15 protein-coding genes are annotated in these 20,207 nt (G+C 49.6%); 2 read left to right on the top strand and 13 right to left on the bottom strand.

From position 1 onward, the window contains the following. The first annotated feature begins 15 nt into the window (after positions 1-15). Positions 16-837, top strand: coding sequence for a pyrroline-5-carboxylate reductase (proC, locus tag NDI48_04440; protein MEP0830454.1), 822 nt, complete (start codon positions 16-18; stop codon positions 835-837). Between the two features lie 86 nt (positions 838-923). On the opposite strand, the gene NDI48_04435 is transcribed toward proC, so the two are convergent. From NDI48_04435 to NDI48_04395, 9 genes are all read right to left on the bottom strand, one after another. After that, a complete protein-coding gene (locus tag NDI48_04435; GenBank protein MEP0830453.1) occupies positions 924-2,513 on the bottom strand; it encodes a PAS domain S-box protein in 1,590 nt (529 codons plus the stop codon). Positions 2,514-2,583: 70 nt separating this feature from the next. After that, a complete protein-coding gene (gene plsY, locus NDI48_04430) occupies positions 2,584-3,243 on the bottom strand; it encodes a glycerol-3-phosphate 1-O-acyltransferase PlsY (GenBank protein ID MEP0830452.1) in 660 nt (219 codons plus the stop codon). Between the two features lie 51 nt (positions 3,244-3,294). Beyond that, positions 3,295-4,548: a DUF3086 domain-containing protein gene (locus NDI48_04425; GenBank protein MEP0830451.1), complete on the bottom strand. Its 1,254-nt coding sequence runs from the start codon at positions 4,546-4,548 to the stop codon at positions 3,295-3,297. A 34-nt stretch (positions 4,549-4,582) separates the two neighbouring features. Further along, positions 4,583-4,972 carry a DUF3119 family protein gene (locus NDI48_04420; protein ID MEP0830450.1) on the bottom strand — a complete coding sequence of 130 codons (390 nt, stop codon included), beginning with the start codon at positions 4,970-4,972 and terminating at the stop codon, positions 4,583-4,585. Positions 4,973-5,135: 163 nt separating this feature from the next. Then, positions 5,136-5,930: an MlaE family lipid ABC transporter permease subunit gene (locus NDI48_04415; GenBank protein ID MEP0830449.1), complete on the bottom strand. Its 795-nt coding sequence runs from the start codon at positions 5,928-5,930 to the stop codon at positions 5,136-5,138. Between the two features lie 80 nt (positions 5,931-6,010). Further along, a complete protein-coding gene (locus NDI48_04410) occupies positions 6,011-8,980 on the bottom strand; it encodes a methyl-accepting chemotaxis protein (GenBank protein ID MEP0830448.1) in 2,970 nt (989 codons plus the stop codon). 93 nt (positions 8,981-9,073) lie between these two features. Beyond that, positions 9,074-9,604 (bottom strand): chemotaxis protein CheW, encoded by a 531-nt coding sequence (locus NDI48_04405; GenBank protein MEP0830447.1) that lies wholly within the window; start codon positions 9,602-9,604, stop codon positions 9,074-9,076. A gap of 20 nt (positions 9,605-9,624) precedes the next feature. After that, on the bottom strand, positions 9,625-9,990 hold the full coding sequence (locus NDI48_04400) for a response regulator (protein MEP0830446.1): 366 nt from the start codon (positions 9,988-9,990) through the stop codon (positions 9,625-9,627). Positions 9,991-10,234: 244 nt separating this feature from the next. Further along, positions 10,235-11,542 carry a response regulator gene (locus tag NDI48_04395; GenBank protein ID MEP0830445.1) on the bottom strand — a complete coding sequence of 436 codons (1,308 nt, stop codon included), beginning with the start codon at positions 11,540-11,542 and terminating at the stop codon, positions 10,235-10,237. A gap of 979 nt (positions 11,543-12,521) precedes the next feature. Here NDI48_04395 and hmpF point away from each other — a divergent pair. After that, positions 12,522-14,285, top strand: a complete 1,764-nt coding sequence (gene hmpF / locus NDI48_04390) for a pilus motility taxis protein HmpF (GenBank protein MEP0830444.1) — start codon at positions 12,522-12,524, stop codon at positions 14,283-14,285. Between the two features lie 36 nt (positions 14,286-14,321). Here the strand turns inward: hmpF and tilS are convergent, their stop codons facing one another. The 4 genes from tilS to NDI48_04370 form a co-directional block, all read right to left on the bottom strand. After that, positions 14,322-15,371: a tRNA lysidine(34) synthetase TilS gene (tilS, locus tag NDI48_04385; protein MEP0830443.1), complete on the bottom strand. Its 1,050-nt coding sequence runs from the start codon at positions 15,369-15,371 to the stop codon at positions 14,322-14,324. Positions 15,372-15,468: 97 nt separating this feature from the next. Next, positions 15,469-16,770, bottom strand: coding sequence for a hypothetical protein (locus NDI48_04380; protein ID MEP0830442.1), 1,302 nt, complete (start codon positions 16,768-16,770; stop codon positions 15,469-15,471). Positions 16,771-16,887: 117 nt separating this feature from the next. Further along, positions 16,888-17,970 (bottom strand): c-type cytochrome biogenesis protein CcsB, encoded by a 1,083-nt coding sequence (ccsB, locus tag NDI48_04375; GenBank protein ID MEP0830441.1) that lies wholly within the window; start codon positions 17,968-17,970, stop codon positions 16,888-16,890. 334 nt (positions 17,971-18,304) lie between these two features. Beyond that, on the bottom strand, positions 18,305-20,197 hold the full coding sequence (locus NDI48_04370) for a DUF3352 domain-containing protein (protein MEP0830440.1): 1,893 nt from the start codon (positions 20,195-20,197) through the stop codon (positions 18,305-18,307). Positions 20,198-20,207: the final 10 nt, after the last annotated feature.

Genomic DNA, 20,207 nt, shown 5'->3' with positions numbered 1-20,207 from the left:
AAGAGAGGGGCTGGGGTGGCAATCAAACTTGGCATAGTCGGTGGTGGGGTAATGGGAGAAGCTCTCTTATCCCGCCTGATTGCTCAACAGTTTTATCGCCCTGAGGATGTCCTAGTCAGTGAGCCACAAGTCCATCAACAGGAGTTGTTGGCGAAAAAGTACGGTGTCAATGTGACATCGAATAACCGAGTCGCAGGGGCGGTCTCGGATGTATTGTTGTTGGCAGTTAAACCCCAGGTTTTTGAGACGGTAGCGATAGAGCTGGCAGGGGGGGATTCTCAGCGTCCGGAGGGAAAGCCCCTGCCGATAGTGATTTCGATTTTAGCGGGTGTGTCTTTAAGTAAGCTAGAAGCAGCATTTGGGCATCAGCCAGTTATTCGGGCGATGCCCAATACCCCTGCAACAGTAGGGGCAGGAATCACGGCGCTCTCACCGGGAAAAGCGGTTAGTAAGAGCCAGATGGAACAAGCGATCGCTATCTTTGAATCGGTGGGCGACGTAGTGGAGGTACCGGAATCGTTGATGGATGCCGTAACCGCCTTATCGGGATCGGGACCGGCTTATGTGGCCGTGATGGTGGAAGCCCTCGCCGATGGAGGGGTTGCGGCTGGGTTACCTAGAGCGATCGCGTCTAAGTTGGCTCTCTCCACCGTCTTAGGAACAGCTAATTTGTTGCAACAATCTCAATTGCACCCTGCTCAACTCAAAGACCAAGTGACTAGTCCTGGTGGGACTACTATTGCGGGGATTGCTGAGTTGGAACGTGCGGGTTTCCGTTCTGCCTTGATTCAAGCCGTTCTAGCCGCGAAAGAACGTTCTCGACAACTGGGTCAGTAGGTTTGAGAGCTACTACGCCCTTGTAACCTTAAGTTTCGCAGTAGCAGTTTAAGTTTCAATGATAGAAAAATCGCGATCGCTTCGTGCTAGCCCTTGGAGTTAACGCCCTCGGCAGTGTCCCTTCGGTAATCGCTCTCGCCTGTTCGCGGATAGTTCAATGGCAACGTCACGGTAACGGTAGTACCCACCCCGACATCACTGCTCACGGCGATTTTTCCCCCCTGTAAGTCCACAGAACTTTTAACAATGGCTAGCCCCAATCCTGTTCCGGATAGAGCGCCGACATTGGTGCCCCGGTAAAACGACTCAAACAGGTGCGGTTGGTCTTCTAAAGGAATCCCGATCCCTGCGTCTTGGATGCTCAATATGGCTTGGTGTGGGTCAACAGACAGGTCAAACCGGACTGTCGTGCCCTCCGGGGAATATTTGATCGCATTCGAGAGCAAATTACTGATAATATATCGCAGCAATTTTTCGTCCATGTCAGCCTTAGCCATCATGGAACCTTGTGCTTCAGACGGAGCGTTACCGTGACTCGTAAAGAGCAGAGTGTGCAGGCTCCCTATCGTCAGTTGAAACTCTTCCACCAGTTCGCGGCAGAATTTTACTAAATCTAAGGGAGAAGGGTTAAACGCCTGTTTTCCCGCTTCGATTTTGCTAATCGTGAGTACATCATTCACAAGCTGGGTCAGAAGATGGACAGCAGATTGAATGCGAGTGTAGTGCTGACGTCTTTTCTCTTGTGTAAATTGATCAATATAACGTTCGAGTAACTCGGCTGACGATAAGATAGTCGTGAGTGGAGTGCGGTACTCATGGGAAACCATCGCCACGAAACGAGATTTAAGTTCGTTGAGTTCTCTTTCCGTTTCCAGAGCTTTGTACAGTTCCTCTTCTGCTTGCTTATACTTCGTAATATCCTCCATTGTGGCTAGATGACGGAGTATATTTCCCTGTTCATCGAAGATGGTAATCGGCTGTAGCCGAGCCAAAAACCTCTCGCCATTTTTTCGGGCAAACCAGAGTTCAATATATTCCTTCTTGCCGGACATGGCCTGATCAAATTCTTGATAAATCTGATCGAGGTTGGCTAAATCCCAGTAAGGGTAAGGAGGTCTTTGACCGACGAGTTCTTCCACCGCATAACCACAAATTTTCTCAAAGGCTGGATTAACTAATAAAATTTCTCCTGATTCATCCGTTGAAATAATCCCAATCGGGGCATTTTTAATCAGGGTAGATAGTAATTCTTTTTCTTGAAATAAAGCTTCTTCAGTTTGTTGGCACTCAGTAATAAGAACCTGGGACGAACCGATGATTTGCGAAATTCGCCCATCGGCTTCAAACATCGGTGACAGCGTGGTGATTAACCTGCAACGCTCACTATCCACCTCCAAGGATTCTTGATAACTAATGGGTTGGCGTTGCTCTAAACAGCGGCTGTAGTTCGCATAAAAGCGGTCAGCGATGTCTGGAGGAAAACAATCATGAGGGGATAACCCGACTAAGGCATTCGGGGGTAACGACAGCATCTTGACATAAGCTGGGTTGGCTGTGACAAACCGGAAGGTTATGCTTTCTGCTGCGCTGCTGTCAAGCGTCTCGACCTTTACCACAAAAATGCCAGTGGAGATAGTATCGAATACATTCTGTAACAACGTCTCTGTGTCTGACATTATGTCTATGTATGGCTATGACTTCTCCGATCACCAAACGGTAGTTTGACGTAGGGCTTCCACGAAGAGGTTAATTGCTTTGCACCTCTGTCGGCAGGGGTTGCCCAATTTGAGGTTCGGTACCGGCAAGAATACGCTGAATATTGCTACGATGCCTGACGACGACGTACAAGGCAGCCGCACTCGCAAACAGTTGGTAGGAAAGTGGGGCACAGAAGAGAATCATCAGGATTGGAACTGCGATCGCGGCTGTAATTGAACCGAGGGAAACCATGCGGAACAGTGCCAACACCATAGCAAAGACCCCTAAAGCTCCTAATCCTACAGACCAAGACATGGCGAGTAAGACCCCTAAACCTGTAGCGACCGATTTGCCCCCCGTGAAGTTAATCCAAATTGATTTACTGTGACCCAATAAGGCCGCGAAGGCGGAGGCGGCCACTAACCAAGGTCTCCAGGTTGCAGGCAAGACGGGCGTCTGTACCAAGGCGTAGTAACCATGAACCAGAGCGATCGCAGCGACTCCTTTGAGAGCATCAATGAGTAAAACCAGCAGTGCAGGGCCTTTCCCCAGTGTTCTAAGCACATTCGTCGCCCCCGTAGAGCCGGAACCTTGTTCCCGAATATCAACGCCCTTAAGTAGGCGTCCTGCCAGATAACCCGTGGGGATCGAGCCTAGCAAATAAGCCGCGATGAACAGTAACCCACTTACACTCAACTCAATCGCCATATGACCTCCCTAATTAAGCTTTTCTTGTGACTACAAGACTTTCTCTACTCATCAATACTGGTAGAGGGGCATCTGTTGAGGATCGGGAGCAAAAGCCAACCACAGAGGAAATTGCAGCATGGAGAGATTAATTTGGTCTTCTGTCTCATCAACGATAATCAGGGGTAGCTGCTTTTGAGCTAGCAACCGATCTGCTTTTTGCACCAAGACGGGGGCTTCCTCAAACAAAGTAACACCCTGTTCCGGGCCAAAATCGCTTCTGGAGATGCCCAGACAGTCCTGCAATCCTCGCCGCCATTCTCCCAGTCGTTCGGGAGTGTTGGCCAGGATGAGAGTACGCTGCCGATTGCCGTATAGCGTATGCAAGACAGAAATGATGGCGGAGGCAATCAAAATATTTTGTAAGCGACTGCCCATGGTTTTGATTGCCCCCCGACCCCCTTGGGTAAAAAACCAATTAGAGACACGTTCAGCGTGAATCGGTTCAAAGGTGCGACGCAGTTGCCAGGAAGGGCCATAGTAATCGGGCAGCGATCGGTATTGGTCAAGGATGTTACGAATCTGTTTGGTTTGCTCTTGAAAACCCTGTTCGGCAAATTTAGGCATTGGAGCCTTGTCCGGTTGCCGGGACTCTTCCCTAACTGGTTTAGGCGGTTCTGAAGGAGGGGTGAGTTCCAATTGCTCTGCGGCACTCGCTAAGTCTTGTAAACTCCCCACCAAATAATCTTTAAAGCCTTGCACCCGAATCGCTAACTCTTGAGAAACACCAGCAAATGTGGTTCGCATTTCAGTCCGGATGCGCTCTCGGCGACGTTCAAGCTGCTCAATGGAAATTTGCAGCGCCTGTTTACGTTGCTCTAGCTCCTGCACACCCTCTTGTACGATCTGTTCTACAGCCGCTTGGGTTTTTGCCAACTGCTCAGAAAGAAGTTGGACTTGAGTTTCTTGTAAAAGAGCAATTTTCTGTCTCAACTCTTGCTCTTGACGCTGAAGGTCAGCCACAGTTTGAGTTAAATTAGTCACCGCCTCTTGCTCTAAAGGCTGCGCTGATTCGGATTTTTGACTTTGTTCCTCTAGACTGGTCAATTTCCATGCTCTGTCGGACAGCCCTGGGTCCGAGGAGATCAACAGATCGAGCCGAGGCTGATCATCAGCTAGCTTTGCCGATAATTCATCTGTAGGAGTTAGCGGCTCTAGTTCGTCTAAGGCTTCAGCTTCTAATTCTGGCTGTTGCTCCTCGAAGGCTTCAACAGCTACCTTTTTGACAGGCTCTTGTTCGGGCGTTTGTGTTTCGTCTGAATTCATTTAATAACTAAATACTTAACAACTAGCAACTGACTCAAATTCTTGGACAGCGTTGCTCCAGGCAAGTTCTTAACATTTTTGGGTCAAACAGAATGGGCAGAAAGTGGATACTTTTGACTTCTTTGAAGTAAAACAAAATGGGCACCGACGGCCAAAAAATCCGCCAATTTTGCCATTCCTGATAGGGAAAACGCCGAATCATTGTCTCTGAGCGATAAATATCCAGAGCTGTTTCGGTAAATTGCAGATGGATGGTTGCGGCCTGAAACAAGAGGAAAAGCCCAAAAACAGCAATGACTAAACTCACCCAGATTTGGATGAGCAGCATGGGCACGGCGGCAACGATTAAGACCAAAGGCAGTGTGTAGCTGGGGGAGAGTTCAACGGTTTGGGTGGAGAGAGGAGAAGAGGTAGCAGAAGTCACTTGGCTTAAATCCCGTTATCATAAACGTCTTTAATATCTTTTTATTCTAAAGCGTCTCTACCTCCTGCCGATGGCTACAAGTATTGGTGAGTCGCAATTTCATGTTATACCCAGTTACATTTTTGCCGTAAGGCGCTCCAGGCGGAGCGGCTCTGTCACGGGGTTAATCTCCACCAATCACCGCGCTACCCGTCCCTTGAAACATGATCCAGGATAAGAAAAAGTTGGTAATAAAGATCGCCAATAGGGCAGTGACGACGGCTGTGGTGGTTGATTGACCGACGCCTTTGGCACCACCGGTTGTGGTTAACCCCCAACTACAACCAATGATGGCAATCAATGCCCCAAAAACCACAGCTTTGAGCGCAGCACTGACCAAATCCCAGACTGTCAGAAAATCACGCGCGGAATCGAGAAATACATCCTGGGAAATCCCATAGAGACTCTCTGCAATCAGGACTCCACCTGCCATGCCCAGAATAATCGCGAGAATCGTCAAAATTGGCAGCATCAGGCAGCAGGCAATGACACGAGGAATCACCAGGTAATCAATCGGGTCAGTTTTGAGCATATAAAGCGCATCAATCTGCTCTGTCACTCGCATGGTGCCAATTTCAGCGGCAAAGGCTGAACCCACTCGTCCGGCCAAAATTACGGCAGTTAGCACAGGAGCAAGTTCCCGACTCAACGCCAGTGCCAAAACCCCTCCGACGGCACTCGTGGCACCAAAATTGATGAATTCTCGCGTCACTTGAATGGTAAACACAGCACCGATAAAACCGGCTGTAATCATGGCGATGGTTAGGGAAGCGGGCCCCACTAAGGCCATTTGATCCAGGGTATTCCGCCGATGGATCTTCCCGGCTAGGAGATGAAGCATCACTTGACCACCCAAGAAAATCGCTTCCAGTAAGCGCCGCGTCCACAACCCTAAGCTGGAACTACTAATTTCACTCATTGTCATTAGTCCATCAAGGGTTGCAGGTTAACAGATTAGAACATGCAACATTCAACTTCCTAACATTTAACCCTCTAACCTTATTTGCCACCATTGGATTCTACCCGGAAGCGCTCCACTGAGGTTAGGAGGTCTCGCGCCACACCCACCAGATTTTGCAGGGCACCAGATACCCGTTGGGCTTCTTGGGAGGTTTCTTGAGCCGTCAACTCCACCGATTGCATCACTTGGGCAACCGCACGGGATGTTTCTGTCTGCTCTACGGTATCGGCGGCGATGGAACGCACTAAGGCGTCGATGCGATTGGAGACTTGAACGATGTCTTCAAGCGATCGCTTCGCTTGTTCCGCCCGTTTGGTGCCGTCAATCACCTGCTGGGTGCCTTCCTCCATTGCTGTCATGACGGAGCCGGTTTCGCTCTGAATTTGCAGCACGATTTGTTCGATTTCCTTCAACGCCTTGGCCGAGCGATCCGCGAGTTGTCGCACTTCATCAGCAACAATCGCAAAACCGCGACCCGCTTCCCCAGCTCTGGCCGCCTCAATACTGGCGTTGAGTGCCAGCAAATTGGTGCGGGAGGCAATCTGAGAAATCAACGCCACAATTTTGGAAATCTCCTGAGACGATTCGGCAAGCCTCTTGACTTTCCTCGTGCTTTCTGCTACTGTCTCACGAATTTGTAAAATCCCGGCTACTGTGCGTTCTACGGCTTCGCCCCCTCTCACCGCCGTTTCTGAGGCGGTGCGGGCGACGTCCTCCGCTTCTCTGGCCGCCTCAGCCACCCGCTGAATGGAATCGGTCATCACCTGCACAGAGTTAAGCGTAACCGCCAGTTCTTCCGCTTGCCGCAAAGCATCCGAAGACAGACTGCGGGCAAAGGTTTCAGCATCCGCAGAACCCCTATTGACCTGCTTCGCTGCCTGCGACACCTGTTGCACAATTTCCCGCAGGTTTTGAATGGTCAAGTTAAAGGAGTCGGCGACTGCGCCTAAAACATCAGCCGTCACTTCCGCTTGTACGGTTAGGTCACCTCGCGCCGCGCCTTCCACGTCATCCAGCAACCGAATTACTTGACGTTGTAGGTCTTCTTTCGCCTGTTCTTGCTCTTCTGCCTTGCGCTGTGCTTCGCTCATACTAGTCAGGATGACCCGCGACATCTGATTAAAACTCGTCGCGAGCTGACCAAATTCATCCTCGGAATAAACGGTGGCGGTCACATTTAAATTTCCCTGAGAAACCGCCTCAAACTGAGATTGCAGGTCACTCGTCGCCCGTTTAATCTGCTTTTCCGTCACTCGACCCAGAAGCAAGGTCGTACCCAAACTGGCGGCACCGGCGACCAAGCTCATCGCCCAGCCAGTACTCTTGAGCCGTGAAATAACCGCCTCTTGATTGGGGCCGGGAGCCGTACTCGCCGCAATGTTACTCACAATAGCCACCGCTACGGCTGAGACAGCACCTGTGATCACGGCTGTCCACAACTGCTTACGGTTGAGTGAAGCATTTTCAAAAAAGGCCAACCAACCCTGCTCTACATTGACAATGGGTTCGTTGTCAGCTTCTTTTGTTTGGTTAAAGATGGGAATTTGTTCAGCGGGGTTATTGATACTAAACATCTCCTCTTCGCCACCGGACGAACGATAGCCCGAACGAGACGTCTCGATATCACCCCCCTCACTTAAACCCAGTCCACCCGTAGCCCCCAGTACAGCTCCACTGTTGCTCAAAATATCAAAATCCGCGTCATCAGCCCCTTCAGGCGACATGTCGTCTTGAACGCCGAGAGAGAAATCAGGGATTGACCCTAAATCGTCGTCAAATACGTCGAACTCATCCAGGAAACCCTCTCTAGCACTTGGACGGGACTCCATTCCTGTAATGGTTTCTTCCTCGGCTTCAGTGCCTTCGTCCATCACGAAGGTTTGATTCCCAAAGGCTTCGTCGAAGGTGTCAAAGTCAAAGTGGTCTGAAGAGTTGAAACCATTCTGGTCATAAGTTGAGTCAAACGCCGGCTCATCCTGAATCGAGTTGCCTTCTTGTAAGGATTCCGCCGCATTCGAGCGCCGCTCATTCAAGTATCCCAATTCGTCTCTATCGATGGCGAAGGTATTATCTAGATCCTCCGACCCCATCAACAGCGTTTCGTCCTCAAAAACCGGGTAGCCTGAGTTAAATGGCTCACCGATTTCTTCGTCCCTGTAGGTTCCCCTCTCCTCCTCAGGAAAGTCCAGATCAAATTGAGAGGATGGAGCGAACTCAGGAGAGAAATCTTCCTCCGTCCCTGTGTCCTCAAATTCTCCACTCCCAGGAATGACAAACGTCATACCGGTTTCATCAGCACCCGGATCTGGGAAAAACTCTTCGGGTGTATCATCTAAAGCCGCGCTGCCAAAAACGCTGTCATCCAATTCAAAGCCACTGGTGCTTGTTCCGAAGGTTTCCAGGTCGTCACTTTCTTCCCCAAAATCAGATGAAAAAGCAAAGGGAGTGTCACTGCCATGACCGCTTTCAGGAGTCTGTTGCTCATCAATCCCTGACCCTCCAAACGGATTGCCAAAGGGTGACTCTGACCTTGAGGTAAACGTCTCACTGCCGACCTCATCAAAATCTAGGCTTCCCAGGTCGAAACCGCTAGACTCATCGTCTTCGGCGGCCAAATGAGACCAGTTTTCAAAGTTGGATGGGTTACCCAACTCGTCTGTTTCGCCGAGATCGCCATAACTTACCTCGAAATCGTCTGATGATGCTGTATCCCCTCCGGCGTCTGCCCCATTCATCAATTGATTGGCATATTCCAGACCGTTATTAGCATATTCAAGAAAATCGGGTTCAGAAGTCAGGGTCAGCACCGTCTCATACTGTTGCCGTGCCACATCGTACTGCTGTAGCCCATAGCAGTAAATATGACCGAGCAGAAGACGCACACTGGGATTCTCTGGGAAATCCTCTACCAATCGGTCACATATGGTGGCGGCCTCTTGGTAATTGCCCTGCATATAAGCCTTTTCGGCTTGTCCATATTCCTGCGCGAAATCCGTACCTGATGCCATTTGCCTCCTCCCGCTGCTCAATAGGAAAAAGGAAAAAGTCAAAGGCCAAGCCTTTTTCCTTGATGGAACTTTTTCCTTTTACTTAACTCAATTTCATGCTGCCCACCGTGCTGATCGTAGAATTGCAACCTGATCTAGAAGTCGCAAATATTGATTCGATTCTTTATGTAACACCCACTCGCCCCGTAAGAAAGGTGCCATACTGTCTGGAACATTTGTCGGCATTTGCAACTGTTCAAGATCTCGCCAGTCCATTTCTCCAATCCTGTCAATTGCCAACCCTAGCATGGTGTCCTGGTCTTCGACAGCAATGACGGGAATTTCCGGTCGATCTGTATTCAAAACCATCCCATCCCCCAGAAATTGACCGAGATCGGAAACCCAAATCACTCGCCCCCGAATGTTGATTGTGCCCAATAGTAAGGGGGAAGCATTAGGAATAGCTGTAATCCGATCTGGCGACTGAGAAATCACTTCTTTGATGCCAGTGGCAGGTAGGGCAAATTCATTACCCGAAGGCACGAAAAACCGCAGGTGTAATTCACCTTCGGGGCTTTCGAGTTCCTGAAATTCTGGGGCTTGATCTTGACCACTGCCCGTTAAAAAGTCTGGATTACCAACCATTCTCTCTAATACCTATAAACTTATCCTCTAAGCAGCTGTTTAACCGTTCCAATCAACTCAGTGGGTTGAAAGGGCTTGGCAATGTAAGCGTCTGCACCCTGTTTCATGCCCCAATAGCGGTCAAATTCTTCGCCTTTTGAAGAACACATGACAACGGGCACATTCTGAGTTTTGGGGTCGGCTTTGAGCCGGCGGCAAACTTCGTAACCGTTCATCCGAGGCATGACAATATCCAATACCACCACATCAGGGTTAGAGCGCTGAATTTGTTCCAATGCTTCTACACCATCACTGGCGACAGTGACCGTCAAACCACTTCCTTTGAGGAGGTCTGAGATCATCTGTCGTTGGGCAAGGCTGTCTTCTACAACCAGAACTGTACTCATAGCTCCCTACTTGACGAAAGGCGGTAACCGGAGTGAATGGGCATGAACCCCTGGACTTCAGGCTGAAACCTGATAATGATTAAAGTATCCCTCATCATCCTTTAATCACTGAGTAAGATCTTTAAAATTTAGGCTTGTTCTTTTGATTGTGGCAGCTATGGATGAAGATGGGTGGCAATGGGGCTCTGTTCGGATTGGCTTCCTACAGGTTAGCCCAGCCCTAAAAGCATCACTTGCCTCGTCTTCATGCCGATGCTGGCTTGGTGATATCTGTCTGTTCTATGTCTTGGTCTAATCCAACGCGACTTGAATTTTCATCCTGATTTTTTTTTATATCAACCCAACCAATATATTTCTCCAATAGCATTAACAGTTCACTTGCGCCAAACGGCTTAGTCAAGTAATCTGTTGACCCTACCATTCGCGCTCTAACGCGGTCAATAAACCCATCTTTGCCCGTTAGCATAATGATGGGGGTTTGCCGAAAAGCTGTGGATTGTCGCAGCATTCCGCAAATTTCGTATCCATCCAGTTCTGGCATGGCCAAATCACACAGGATGAGATCCGGTTTACTTTGAAACACAAGGGTCAGCGCCTGTACAGGGTCTCGAATCGCTGTGACTTCATACCCCTTCGCTTGTAGGATATACTCAACCGTCTTGCCAATCGCCATGTCATCATCAATACACACAATTCGAGGAACTTGGGGGAAACCTTTAGCTTCCCCTCCCCAGCTAGGAGTGGTTGCCTCGTGAGCGGTGGCACTCACCAGTTGCACCCAACCCTTTCGTACATAAGGATAAATCGCCTTGGCAACGGTGAGAATGTCGCGATTGAGATAGCGGGAAAGTTGGCGCAGGGATGTTTTGCCATCCGCCCACTGCCTCAGTGTTCTAAATGCGCTTTCTGGTAACGTTGCACGTAACTGCATGGGGTCTGTAATCACCGGACACTGATTCGGAGACTGAATATGGGGATGAAATTGCTTCCACTCCTGCACCTGCTTCATAATCTTGGTGACTAGAGGGGCAATCTCCAGGGTGGTGAGTTGGGGAGCTAACGCTGGACTCACTTCAAAGACAAAATAGCCATTGTGTAGGCTCAAAAGGTCAAATAGGGTTTCGCGGATCATGCTTTGGATAATGCTCCGCCCTTGCGCTGGTGTCAGGATATGCTTTTCCAGCAAGGCCCACAGATAGCCATATTCGGGTGCGTTGATCGAGTCGATGGACGGGAGTTCTAGATGATCTAAAGCTGTGTTGGCTTTATATCGACGCAAATAGTCGCGCAGACGCGCTAAACTTCTCTCGCTATCGGAAGCATAGGCAATCTTACCGTTCAGGAAGAAGACGAACCAAAACGGCCCTGCCCTTCTTTTGGGCTTGGTTTCCTGGTAAGGACGCCCAAAGGCGAAGGGTTTGCTACTGAGATCGCCACCCGTGTTATTAATGGGGAAGCTGTACGCTTCAACCAACAGTTCGCCTGTTCGCTGACCGAGCTCGATCAGTTGCAGGATGCTGCGGATATCAATTTCATTCAACGTTCCCTGCATTTAACGAAAGCGTACTCCTAAAAACCTTTGGATGAATGAGAATTTTACTACCCGTCCTTTTGTCCAGGATGCCTATATAGTGGTGCTGCTCCATGAAACTTTGAGAAATTGGGTAGGGTGAGCCGCCACGCTTCAGTTCAAGGGTACGGCTATTTCTCAACCCCTGTCTCTAAGAGAGAACTCTCTGTGTAGATAGTATCTGTTGGCCACAGCGCTGCTTCGTAATGACTATTTCTGATTGGATTTTCATGCTGCCTCGCTCAAACACCCAGAAGGAGACTGTATCAAATAAAAGAACTCGTTAGCTGCTTTCTCGAATGAACGAGGAGCAACGGGGGAGCAGTAAATCTCATTTTCTACCGCTACTTCTTTCCACAGCAATGCTAAACTTTAAATCTAACTTGACTACCTAGCCAAGTTAGATTACCCAGCACTCTTGTTTTAGACTTAAAACTCCGAACTTTCTATGTATTTAGTATAATTGCAGATTTGACGTTGCGGAGAATGCCCACTTTTGACTACCGTTCGTGTTCATCTTACCGACGACTGGTTTTTTTTTAACTGGCAGAAAGGAGGATGACTTCTGTGCCGTATAGGGTTTAAAGTGTTTTTCTAAACTGATTGACAACAGGTTACGATGAACGTTATGGCTCCCCTTACGGGCATTAGCTTAGAATGGGTTCCGCCAAAGGATTAGGGAGATCTGTGTTAAGATGCCCTAGCAATAGCATTTATACTTAGGGGGTGGCAGAAGGAAAAGCTGTTTTTAGCTAAATAATAGTTATTCATACCATCTTATAATTAATTGGAATAAATGCAAAATTGTGAAGAGAGAGTTGCTCAGTTAACCGTGAAGATTCTTTCTTGTTTTAGCAATGTGGTCTTCTCATAACTGAGTTTAATGAGGCTGAATGGCGTCAAGCTTAAGATTTAGTTTAGTCACAAATTGGGCACAAGAGACGTAAAGAGGACCATCAGTGTGCTGTATCTAGCAGAAGTACAAAAGCAGAAAGGTGGCGGGATACTGGGCGGCGGCGGGAAGACCGCACTCAAACTGCTGGCTTGTCAGCGAACTGACCAGAGTTGGAGTGCTGTGCCTGGTGACGAAGTTATTCCTGCCGAAGAAGCCAAAAATCTGAATGAAGGAGCCTTGGTACTCATTAACCTGGGCGGAAATCGACAAATCCAAGGAGAAATTGAGCTAGCAGGCTCACGCCTAGCGAGAGATTTGCAAAACTTCTCTCGCCTGCTGGAGAAGGCGAAAAGCCAAGAAGAAGAAATTGAACAGTGGAAGCAGTCTTTGACTTATCAAAGTCAAGAGCTCAATCGCCGCGAGATGGAGATGGAAGCGCGGATTGAGCAGATGCAATCCATGGAGGAAGACTTTGAGCGCGTCGAGCAGCAACGCCAAGAGGTTGAAAGTGCTAAGGAAGAAGCGGCAAGGCTGGGAGAGGAGTTTGAGCGCAGCCGCCAAGAGTTGGAAGGAGCGTGGGAACACCTACGGGGTGAACAGCGACGCTTGGAGGAGCAAATCGCTCAGCACTCACCAGGCTTAGATCCGAGCCAAGCCCGTGTGATCCAAGAATTGCTAGATCAACTATCACAAGCCGTTGCACCCACAGACACTGTGCGGGAACAGCTAAATCTCTCGTTTGAAGTGCTTAACGCTCAGCAGGCAGAACTAGAGAAGGACTGGCAGCAGTTAGAGCAACGACAAACGGAAGCGTCTGCTCGCCAAGCAGACGTTGACCGCCAAGCAGAGGAATTCCAAAAACGCAAGCAGGACTTGCAGCAAGCGCAGAAGTCCTTGGAGGAGGCAAAAGCAGAGTTAAAAGTACAGCAGAATGCTCTAGACATCAAACAGGAGTCAGCCCACATGCTGAGTCTCCAGTTACGAACCCAAGGGGAGTTACACCAGCAAGTGGCTCGTCTGGCAGCAACATCAGCAGGTGTCAAGATTAGTCAGCGGGTTGACCTCGAAGCGCTGGAAAAGATGCCCCTGGGAGAGCTACAGGGAACTGTACAGGGTTTGCAGCAAGACTTGGAAAAGCTGGTGCGCTTTGTCAATGACCAGGAAGAAGAGCTGACATTCCAACGGGAAGCGGTTGAAGAATTACACGAAAAGATTAAGTCGGCGAGTGAGTATGACCGCATTAGTATGGAAACGGAACTCGCCGAAGAGCAAGACCGTTATCAGATGTTAGATGAAACTCTTGTGGGTCAACGGCGAAATTTGCGAGAGCGGGAAGAAATTCTCAATCAGCATCAGCGGGTATTGCGGCGTCGGCAAGGCATTTCTGAGAGTAATGCCTCAGACAACCAGAAAATTGACCTGGGGCCGATTTTGATCCAGCTTGAAGCACAACGGCAACAACAGGAAGAAGACCTGCAAAAATTAGAAAATCAGATTGAGCAGATGCGCCGCAGCATCAATCAAGCTGAGGAAATGATTCGTCATCAGGCTGGGGAACAGGAGGCAAAGCTCTCGGAACTGCAAAGCTTGGAGCAAAATTGGCAGTCGGCGATCGCAGCCGTCGCTCAACTCCGAGGTCAGGTGGAGAGTTATCAAGCCCTACTACAGCCAAAGCAAGAGGCGATCGGTCAAATCCGGCAAAAATTAGAGGCTATTGCAGAGGCTCTGAATCAAATTCAGGAAACCGGTGACTATCAGCTACAGAGAATTGCACAGTTGCAGCAGACAATCGGTAGCTTAATGCAATCGCCCGAATTTGCCGCTTCTTGAGGGGATTGAAGGTGACGCGATTCGAGATCATAACGTTCAATCTTCACGCCCCTCAACCCGGTCATTGTCCCGAAGCACAATCCAGTTGCCCTCGACAACCGCGGTCACTCCTGCGGGAAAGGACGAGGTTTGAGAGCGGTTAGGAGCCGTAATTAAGGCCGTCATTTCTGCGATTTGCTCAAAGCTGGGAGCGGTCTGTTGAACCGTGGCCAGAAATTGCCTGATCACGCGACGTTGCAGGGCGAGAGAAGCTGGCTGTAAGACCAGGCGATTGAGCCGTGGGGTAGCCCTGTGGCAAGACTCTAACAGAGCGTCTTGTTCCTCACCATTAACAGGTACCATTGCCTGCTGTCGTAGTTCTTGAGCCGCGTCTTCGAGATACGCCACATCTGCCCGAAGCAGTTCAGCGGTTTGGGATAAAGCCGTCTCCACCTGGGGATTGAAATGGCTTTTTAAGTAGGGTATTAGCTCCTGTCGGATGCGGTTACGAGCATATTTGAGGTCTTGATTGTAGGCATCTTCCCAAATGGGTAGCTGCTGCTGTTGGCAGAATTGAAACGTCTCGGCACGGGTGACTTCAAGCAGGGGACGCACAAGCTGTAGTCTTTGGGCCAATGGACGTTGCCAGGTGAGGGCTTGTAAACCATCGGCACCAGCACCTCGAATCAGATTGTAGAGGACGGTTTCCGCGCGATCGCTCTTTGTGTGACCTGTAACAACATCCTGATAGCCCTGTGCTTGAGCCATTTCGCTCAAGACTTGATATCGCCATCGTCGTGCAGCCGCCTCGCTGGTACCGAGATCAGCAGCGGTTTTGAGATAAAAAGGGAGCGACCAGTTGTGAGCCAATTGTTGAACATGAGTCGCCAGTCCCTCATCCTGAGGCCAACGATGATCGCAGTGAGCGATCGCAATCTGCCATCCCCACTTGGGTTGTAAATCCAACAACAATTTAGCTAAGCACAGAGAATCTTGTCCCCCGGATACCGCAATCAATATCCGCCGCTGCTGCGCCAATAAGTGTCTTTGCCGCAGGGTTTGATGGACGCTTGCATGAAGCCGCGTCCAATTTGGACGGTTAGACATTTTTAACAGGCTCAAGGATGAAGTTTGAAGGATGAAGTGAAGAAATTTTTCATACTTTATCCTTTACACTTCACACTTCTTGTCATACGTCATGCTTTTACTGATTGTTTTGCCAACTCGGCTGGTTTATGTCTTGCCAAACATCATCAAGTAGCGAGTCAGTCCCCTCGTCTTCTAAATCAGTGTTGAAGGAAATCTCTTCAAACTGGAACTCACCTCCACCACTGGCAGAGGCTTCACCGAAATCCAAGCTCTCGTCGCTGTCTAGAGACATTTCGCCGAAATCTAAATCATCATCGCTGTCTGTAGAAATTTCGCCGAAATCTAGGAACTCATCAGAACTCGCTTGCGGTGATTCTACAAGTTCTAACTCTTGTTCAATACTTTCGGAAATTTGATCAAATTCGTCATCTAGGCTGGATTGCATCGGATCAGCCATACCGAATTCATCGTCCAGACTGGAAGACATCGGCTCCGTCATGCCGAATTCATCATCCAGGCTGGAAGACATCTGAGCCGTCATGTCGAATTCATCATCCAGACTGGAAGATATCTGCTCCGTCATGCCGAATTCATCATCCAGGCTGGAAGACATCTGAGCCGTCATGTCGAATTCATCGTCCAGGCTGGGAGACATCTGCTCCGTCATGCCGAATTCATCATCCAGACTGGGAGATATCTGATCCGTTATGTCGAATTCATCGTCCAGACTGGGAGATATCTGATCCGTTATGTCGAATTCATCGTCTAGGCTGGGAGATATCTGATCCGTTATGTCGAATTCATCATCTAGGCTTGACTGCATTTGGTCAGCCATATCGAATTCGCCATAAGAGACGGTTGTTGAGACTTCTTGCTCTATCTGGACATAGATGGTGGTCGGCTCTTCTTGCTCCAGTTCTTCATCACTGGCTACTGGTGTTTCCAGAGCCAACTCATCCAGCTCTTCAGCGAAAGAGTCTTGCAGATCCAGCGCTGCCGCGCTAGCTGCTGAGGTTTCTAAATCGAACTCATCCGCCACGCCGATGGGTGATTCGTCGAAGTCTAGGGCATCTGAAACGCTAGCGGGTGACTCTTTTACAGGCAAATCCTGAGCCAAGCTGGCGATTGCCTGCTTATCCTCCTCGTGTGAGTCGAGAGGGCAAAATTCCAGGTTTATTCTTACCTTACCTTTTTGCCAGCCATTCGCGGTAAATCGCAAGACTTCGCAGGAGATCCCATCTTCACTAAACCAACCATCTTTTTCCTGAGTCCATCCTTGGATTCCGTATTCTAGCTGTGTCTTGATAGCTTCGGACAATTCACCCACTCGGAAGGTGCGATGTCCGATCAGAATTTGAACAGATTCATCGACTGACAAAACTTCACCCGTAGCCAGTGGCTCAAACCGCTTATCCACGCCGTTTTTCCCCGATTAACTTTGTAGTTTTTTCTCAAATAGTAGTCAGGCAAGGGTTAACCGCTGGCATCTTTAGGCGCAATCTGCTTAGGAGCGGCCCAAAAGAACGCTGAACGCTTAGAAAAACCAGCCATAGGAATGTAATCCTTTGCCCAGCAGATTCACACCAAGATAGCAAATCCAGACTACTATAAATCCTGTTGCCGCTAAAATGGCTGGTCGCCGTCCTTGCCATCCACGCGTAATCCGAGCATGGAGATAGGCCGCAAACACTAACCAGGTAATTAATGCCCACGTTTCCTTGGGGTCCCAACTCCAATAAGACCCCCAAGCCTCATTCGCCCAAACCGCCCCAGCAATAATCCCGATCGTGAGTAAGGGAAATCCCAATCCAATGACGCGATAGCTGATATTGTCGAGAGTATCAGCAAGGCTGAGGCGTACAGGAGAGAGAGTTGCAACCGTCGATATTTCTGCAACCGCTGAGGCTGATGGGGTGGCTACATCGAGAACCGCTGTATTCACGGCACTCTTGTCGGCTTGCCAACTGTCTAAGGTCGGAGAATTACTGGTGATGACTGGGGTTTGGGGCTGCGGTTGTTCACTGTTACGTTGCAGTCGGTAAGAGGGACGAGCCGCTTGATCAGTCTTGGTACGATAGCCACCCGTTCCGACAGAACTGCCTCGAAGCTCGACGTTTTGACCGCGAGTCACGACCAAAAAGGCGATCGCCAACAGGGAACCCACCATCAGTGCGGCATAACTTAGCATCATCACACTGACGTGCATCATCAACCAATTGGATTTTAGAGCCGGGACGAGTGGCTCTGAGTGCTGCATTTCTGATGGCAGTGTCAGGGCGGCAAATGCCGTGATACCCATAGCCACCGGTGCTGTAACAACGCCTACCAATCGGCTGCGACTCATGTTTTCGGCAATCAGATGAATCGCGGTAATCCCCCAAGTCAGGAAAAACAGAGATTCATAGAGATTGCTCAAAGGAAAGTAACCGGCCTCTAGCCATCTGGCACCAAGTAAAGCGGCGATACAGAGGTTAGCGATCGCCATACCGGTTGTTGATAACACTGATAGATAGGGAATTGCCCCAAAAGCCGCGCCTATCCAATACATCAACATCGTCACGAACAGGACGAGGAAGGACGTATTATCCAATTTGTTCTGGAGTTCAACCAGATCCATAAAGTGTTCTCTCTACTCAGTTTATGAAAATTCAATGATTGCCGCGTCAATACTATCCTATCGGTTCCTTTGACCCTCAAGAAATAAGAGTGGGGGAGTGGGGGAGTGGGGGAGTGGGGGAGTGGGGGAGTGGGGGAGTGGGGCCGGAGCTTTAGTGAGGATGGGGGAGCTGTTGCCATAAAGGTTAGGACTTTCTTTAACGGCTCTTTCGATCACCTACCAGTAATAAACATAAAAGCCTTCTACCTTCTACCTCCTGCCTTCTGCCTTCTGCCTTCTGCTGTAAATTGGGATACTCCCCGAAGCTAAGGGTGAGGATGGTTAGGGCAAGGTTTCAAGGCGATTGGCTGGGAGATGTTTCAGGAGTTGGCGACACAGAAGGGCTGATTGCAGGCGTCTGAGCTGTTGGCGACACAGAAGGACTGATTGAAGGGGACGGGGATATCTGTGGCACAGACGGGCGGCTGGGACGGGTCTGAGGGGCGGCTGGAGTGCCTGGAATTTGAGAAGGATTCTCAGGAATAGGAGTGGGGCTGGGGATTACAGCCGTTTTTAGCTGCACAAATAGGTCAAAGCGGGTACTCCGTTTGTCATGAATCGCCCCCGTGAACCCGATCGCACGAATGGCCTTCGCCAGCAGTTTTCGCTCCGGAGGTAGGACTTTTTGCAGGTTCAGATTACTGCTGTTGATGGTGCGATCCACATCCAGAAAAAACTGACCATTATTGGGATTGGGCTGAGTTGGTACAGCTTGCTGAAATAGCGGAGTCTGAATCAGGGGTACTTGGGGTTCAGGAAGGATAGAACTGGCAATTGGTGCCCCTAGGGTTAAGAAGACTATGCTGCCCTCTAACCAGCCGTGAGTGGCACTCACTCCCCCGTAGGGTGAGAGCCAACTAACCACAGGTTGATTCCCCAGCTTCGTGGGTTCCACCTGAAATCCATAGCGAGTTGCCATCACTTGGTCGAGTCGATTGAGGGTGGCTTCAGCACGGGCGCGATCGCGTGCCTCCAACATCAATACCACACCGGCTCCCAGTGGCGGAGAGGCTTGATTTTCGGGAAGCGTCAAACTTTGTGGAGAGGCCGGAATTAGAGCCAGGGAAAACTCATCTCCCATCCAAGGGAGTAGCTCGTTCTCAAAATCTAAACCTAAAAATGCCTTTAAAGCTGTATTGAGATTTTCGGGTGTAATCGGCAAGAGTGGATTCGACTCCGTCCCTTGGGCGAAACCTTCCCATAATTGTTTTAAATTACTTCCAGCCAGCATGAACAGCGTATCGGCTGGCAGGCGTCTGGGTAAACGTGGGGTTGTATTCTCAACGTTGTACTTTTGAGTGCTATTGGGTTTTAGCCAAGAAATCCCCTGAAAACGCATCCCTTGGGATTCTAGAGTTACCGTCGTCGCCACTCCCTGCATTTGTTGAGCATCCGCCATTTTTTCCGGAGAGAGGTTACGCCCTGAATTCGCTGCGAGTACCGCTGAGAACACAGGCATATTCAAATACAACTGGGCGAAGGGTGTAGTGCTATTAACTTTTGGCAATGCCTCCAAATACCCTGGCGTCGCGGCTAGCGAGGAACCTCCTTTATAGGTATCAATCGCCCGCTCCGTGATTTTAGGATTATTTGTAACAACCAAGAAACGCCCCACCAAAGCAATTGAATAATTCTGGGTATTGCTTTTGTGAGTTTCTCGAATGGGAATGCCTTTGTAGGTTCGTTCAAAAAACTGCGTGGCTTTCTGAGACTTGGTTTTTTCAAATAGTTGCTGTGCCTGAGTGGGGCTTTGCATCGGCAATACAATCAGGTCAGGAAGCAATGACCTGCCGAACAGAGGCGCTTGCCCTGGAGAGGCTCCCGGCATCGGTGCCCTAGACTCCAGATAAGCAATCATTACCGTTTTACTCAACCCAGGTTGGATATCTCGCTCATAGTTATAGCCATTGGCTGTGACAAGATTATCGTGCAGTTGGGTGAGCTTTTGATTCAGAGCCGCTTTCGTTTCAGGTGTGCCATATAGCTGCAACTGCTGCCATGGCGCTGCATCCGTAGAAATTGACGCCGTGAGCAGGGCATCTTGTGGAACCAACTGGGAACCGAGTGGGGCATCTCCCAGAACAGGTTTTCGCTGCACGAGCAGCAAGTAAGCGGTTACACCACCGCCGATGAGTAAGACTGCCGCACCCAATCCTAGCAGCAGCAACGGTTTATGTTTCTTCAGCATGAATGAGAGC

Origin of the sequence: Microcoleus sp. AS-A8, from assembly GCA_039962225.1 — a bacterium.
Taxonomy (GTDB): Bacteria; Cyanobacteriota; Cyanobacteriia; order Cyanobacteriales; family Coleofasciculaceae; genus Allocoleopsis.
Note: the sequence above shows the minus strand (reverse complement) of the source record. Positions and strands in the feature narration are given on the sequence as shown.

What these genes read in the sequence shown, in the direction of transcription:
- NDI48_04435 (MEP0830453.1), bottom strand. Translation starts at nt 2,513, where the DNA reads ATGTCAGACACAGAGACGTTGTTACAGAATGTATTCGATACTATCTCC.
- plsY (MEP0830452.1), bottom strand. Translation starts at nt 3,243, where the DNA reads ATGGCGATTGAGTTGAGTGTAAGTGGGTTACTGTTCATCGCGGCTTAT.
- NDI48_04425 (MEP0830451.1), bottom strand. Translation starts at nt 4,548, where the DNA reads ATGAATTCAGACGAAACACAAACGCCCGAACAAGAGCCTGTCAAAAAG.
- NDI48_04415 (MEP0830449.1), bottom strand. Translation starts at nt 5,930, where the DNA reads ATGAGTGAAATTAGTAGTTCCAGCTTAGGGTTGTGGACGCGGCGCTTA.
- NDI48_04410 (MEP0830448.1), bottom strand. Translation starts at nt 8,980, where the DNA reads ATGGCATCAGGTACGGATTTCGCGCAGGAATATGGACAAGCCGAAAAG.
- NDI48_04405 (MEP0830447.1), bottom strand. Translation starts at nt 9,604, where the DNA reads ATGGTTGGTAATCCAGACTTTTTAACGGGCAGTGGTCAAGATCAAGCC.
- NDI48_04400 (MEP0830446.1), bottom strand. Translation starts at nt 9,990, where the DNA reads ATGAGTACAGTTCTGGTTGTAGAAGACAGCCTTGCCCAACGACAGATG.
- NDI48_04395 (MEP0830445.1), bottom strand. Translation starts at nt 11,542, where the DNA reads ATGCAGGGAACGTTGAATGAAATTGATATCCGCAGCATCCTGCAACTG.
- tilS (MEP0830443.1), bottom strand. Translation starts at nt 15,371, where the DNA reads ATGTCTAACCGTCCAAATTGGACGCGGCTTCATGCAAGCGTCCATCAA.
- ccsB (MEP0830441.1), bottom strand. Translation starts at nt 17,970, where the DNA reads ATGGATCTGGTTGAACTCCAGAACAAATTGGATAATACGTCCTTCCTC.
- NDI48_04370 (MEP0830440.1), bottom strand. Translation starts at nt 20,197, where the DNA reads ATGCTGAAGAAACATAAACCGTTGCTGCTGCTAGGATTGGGTGCGGCA.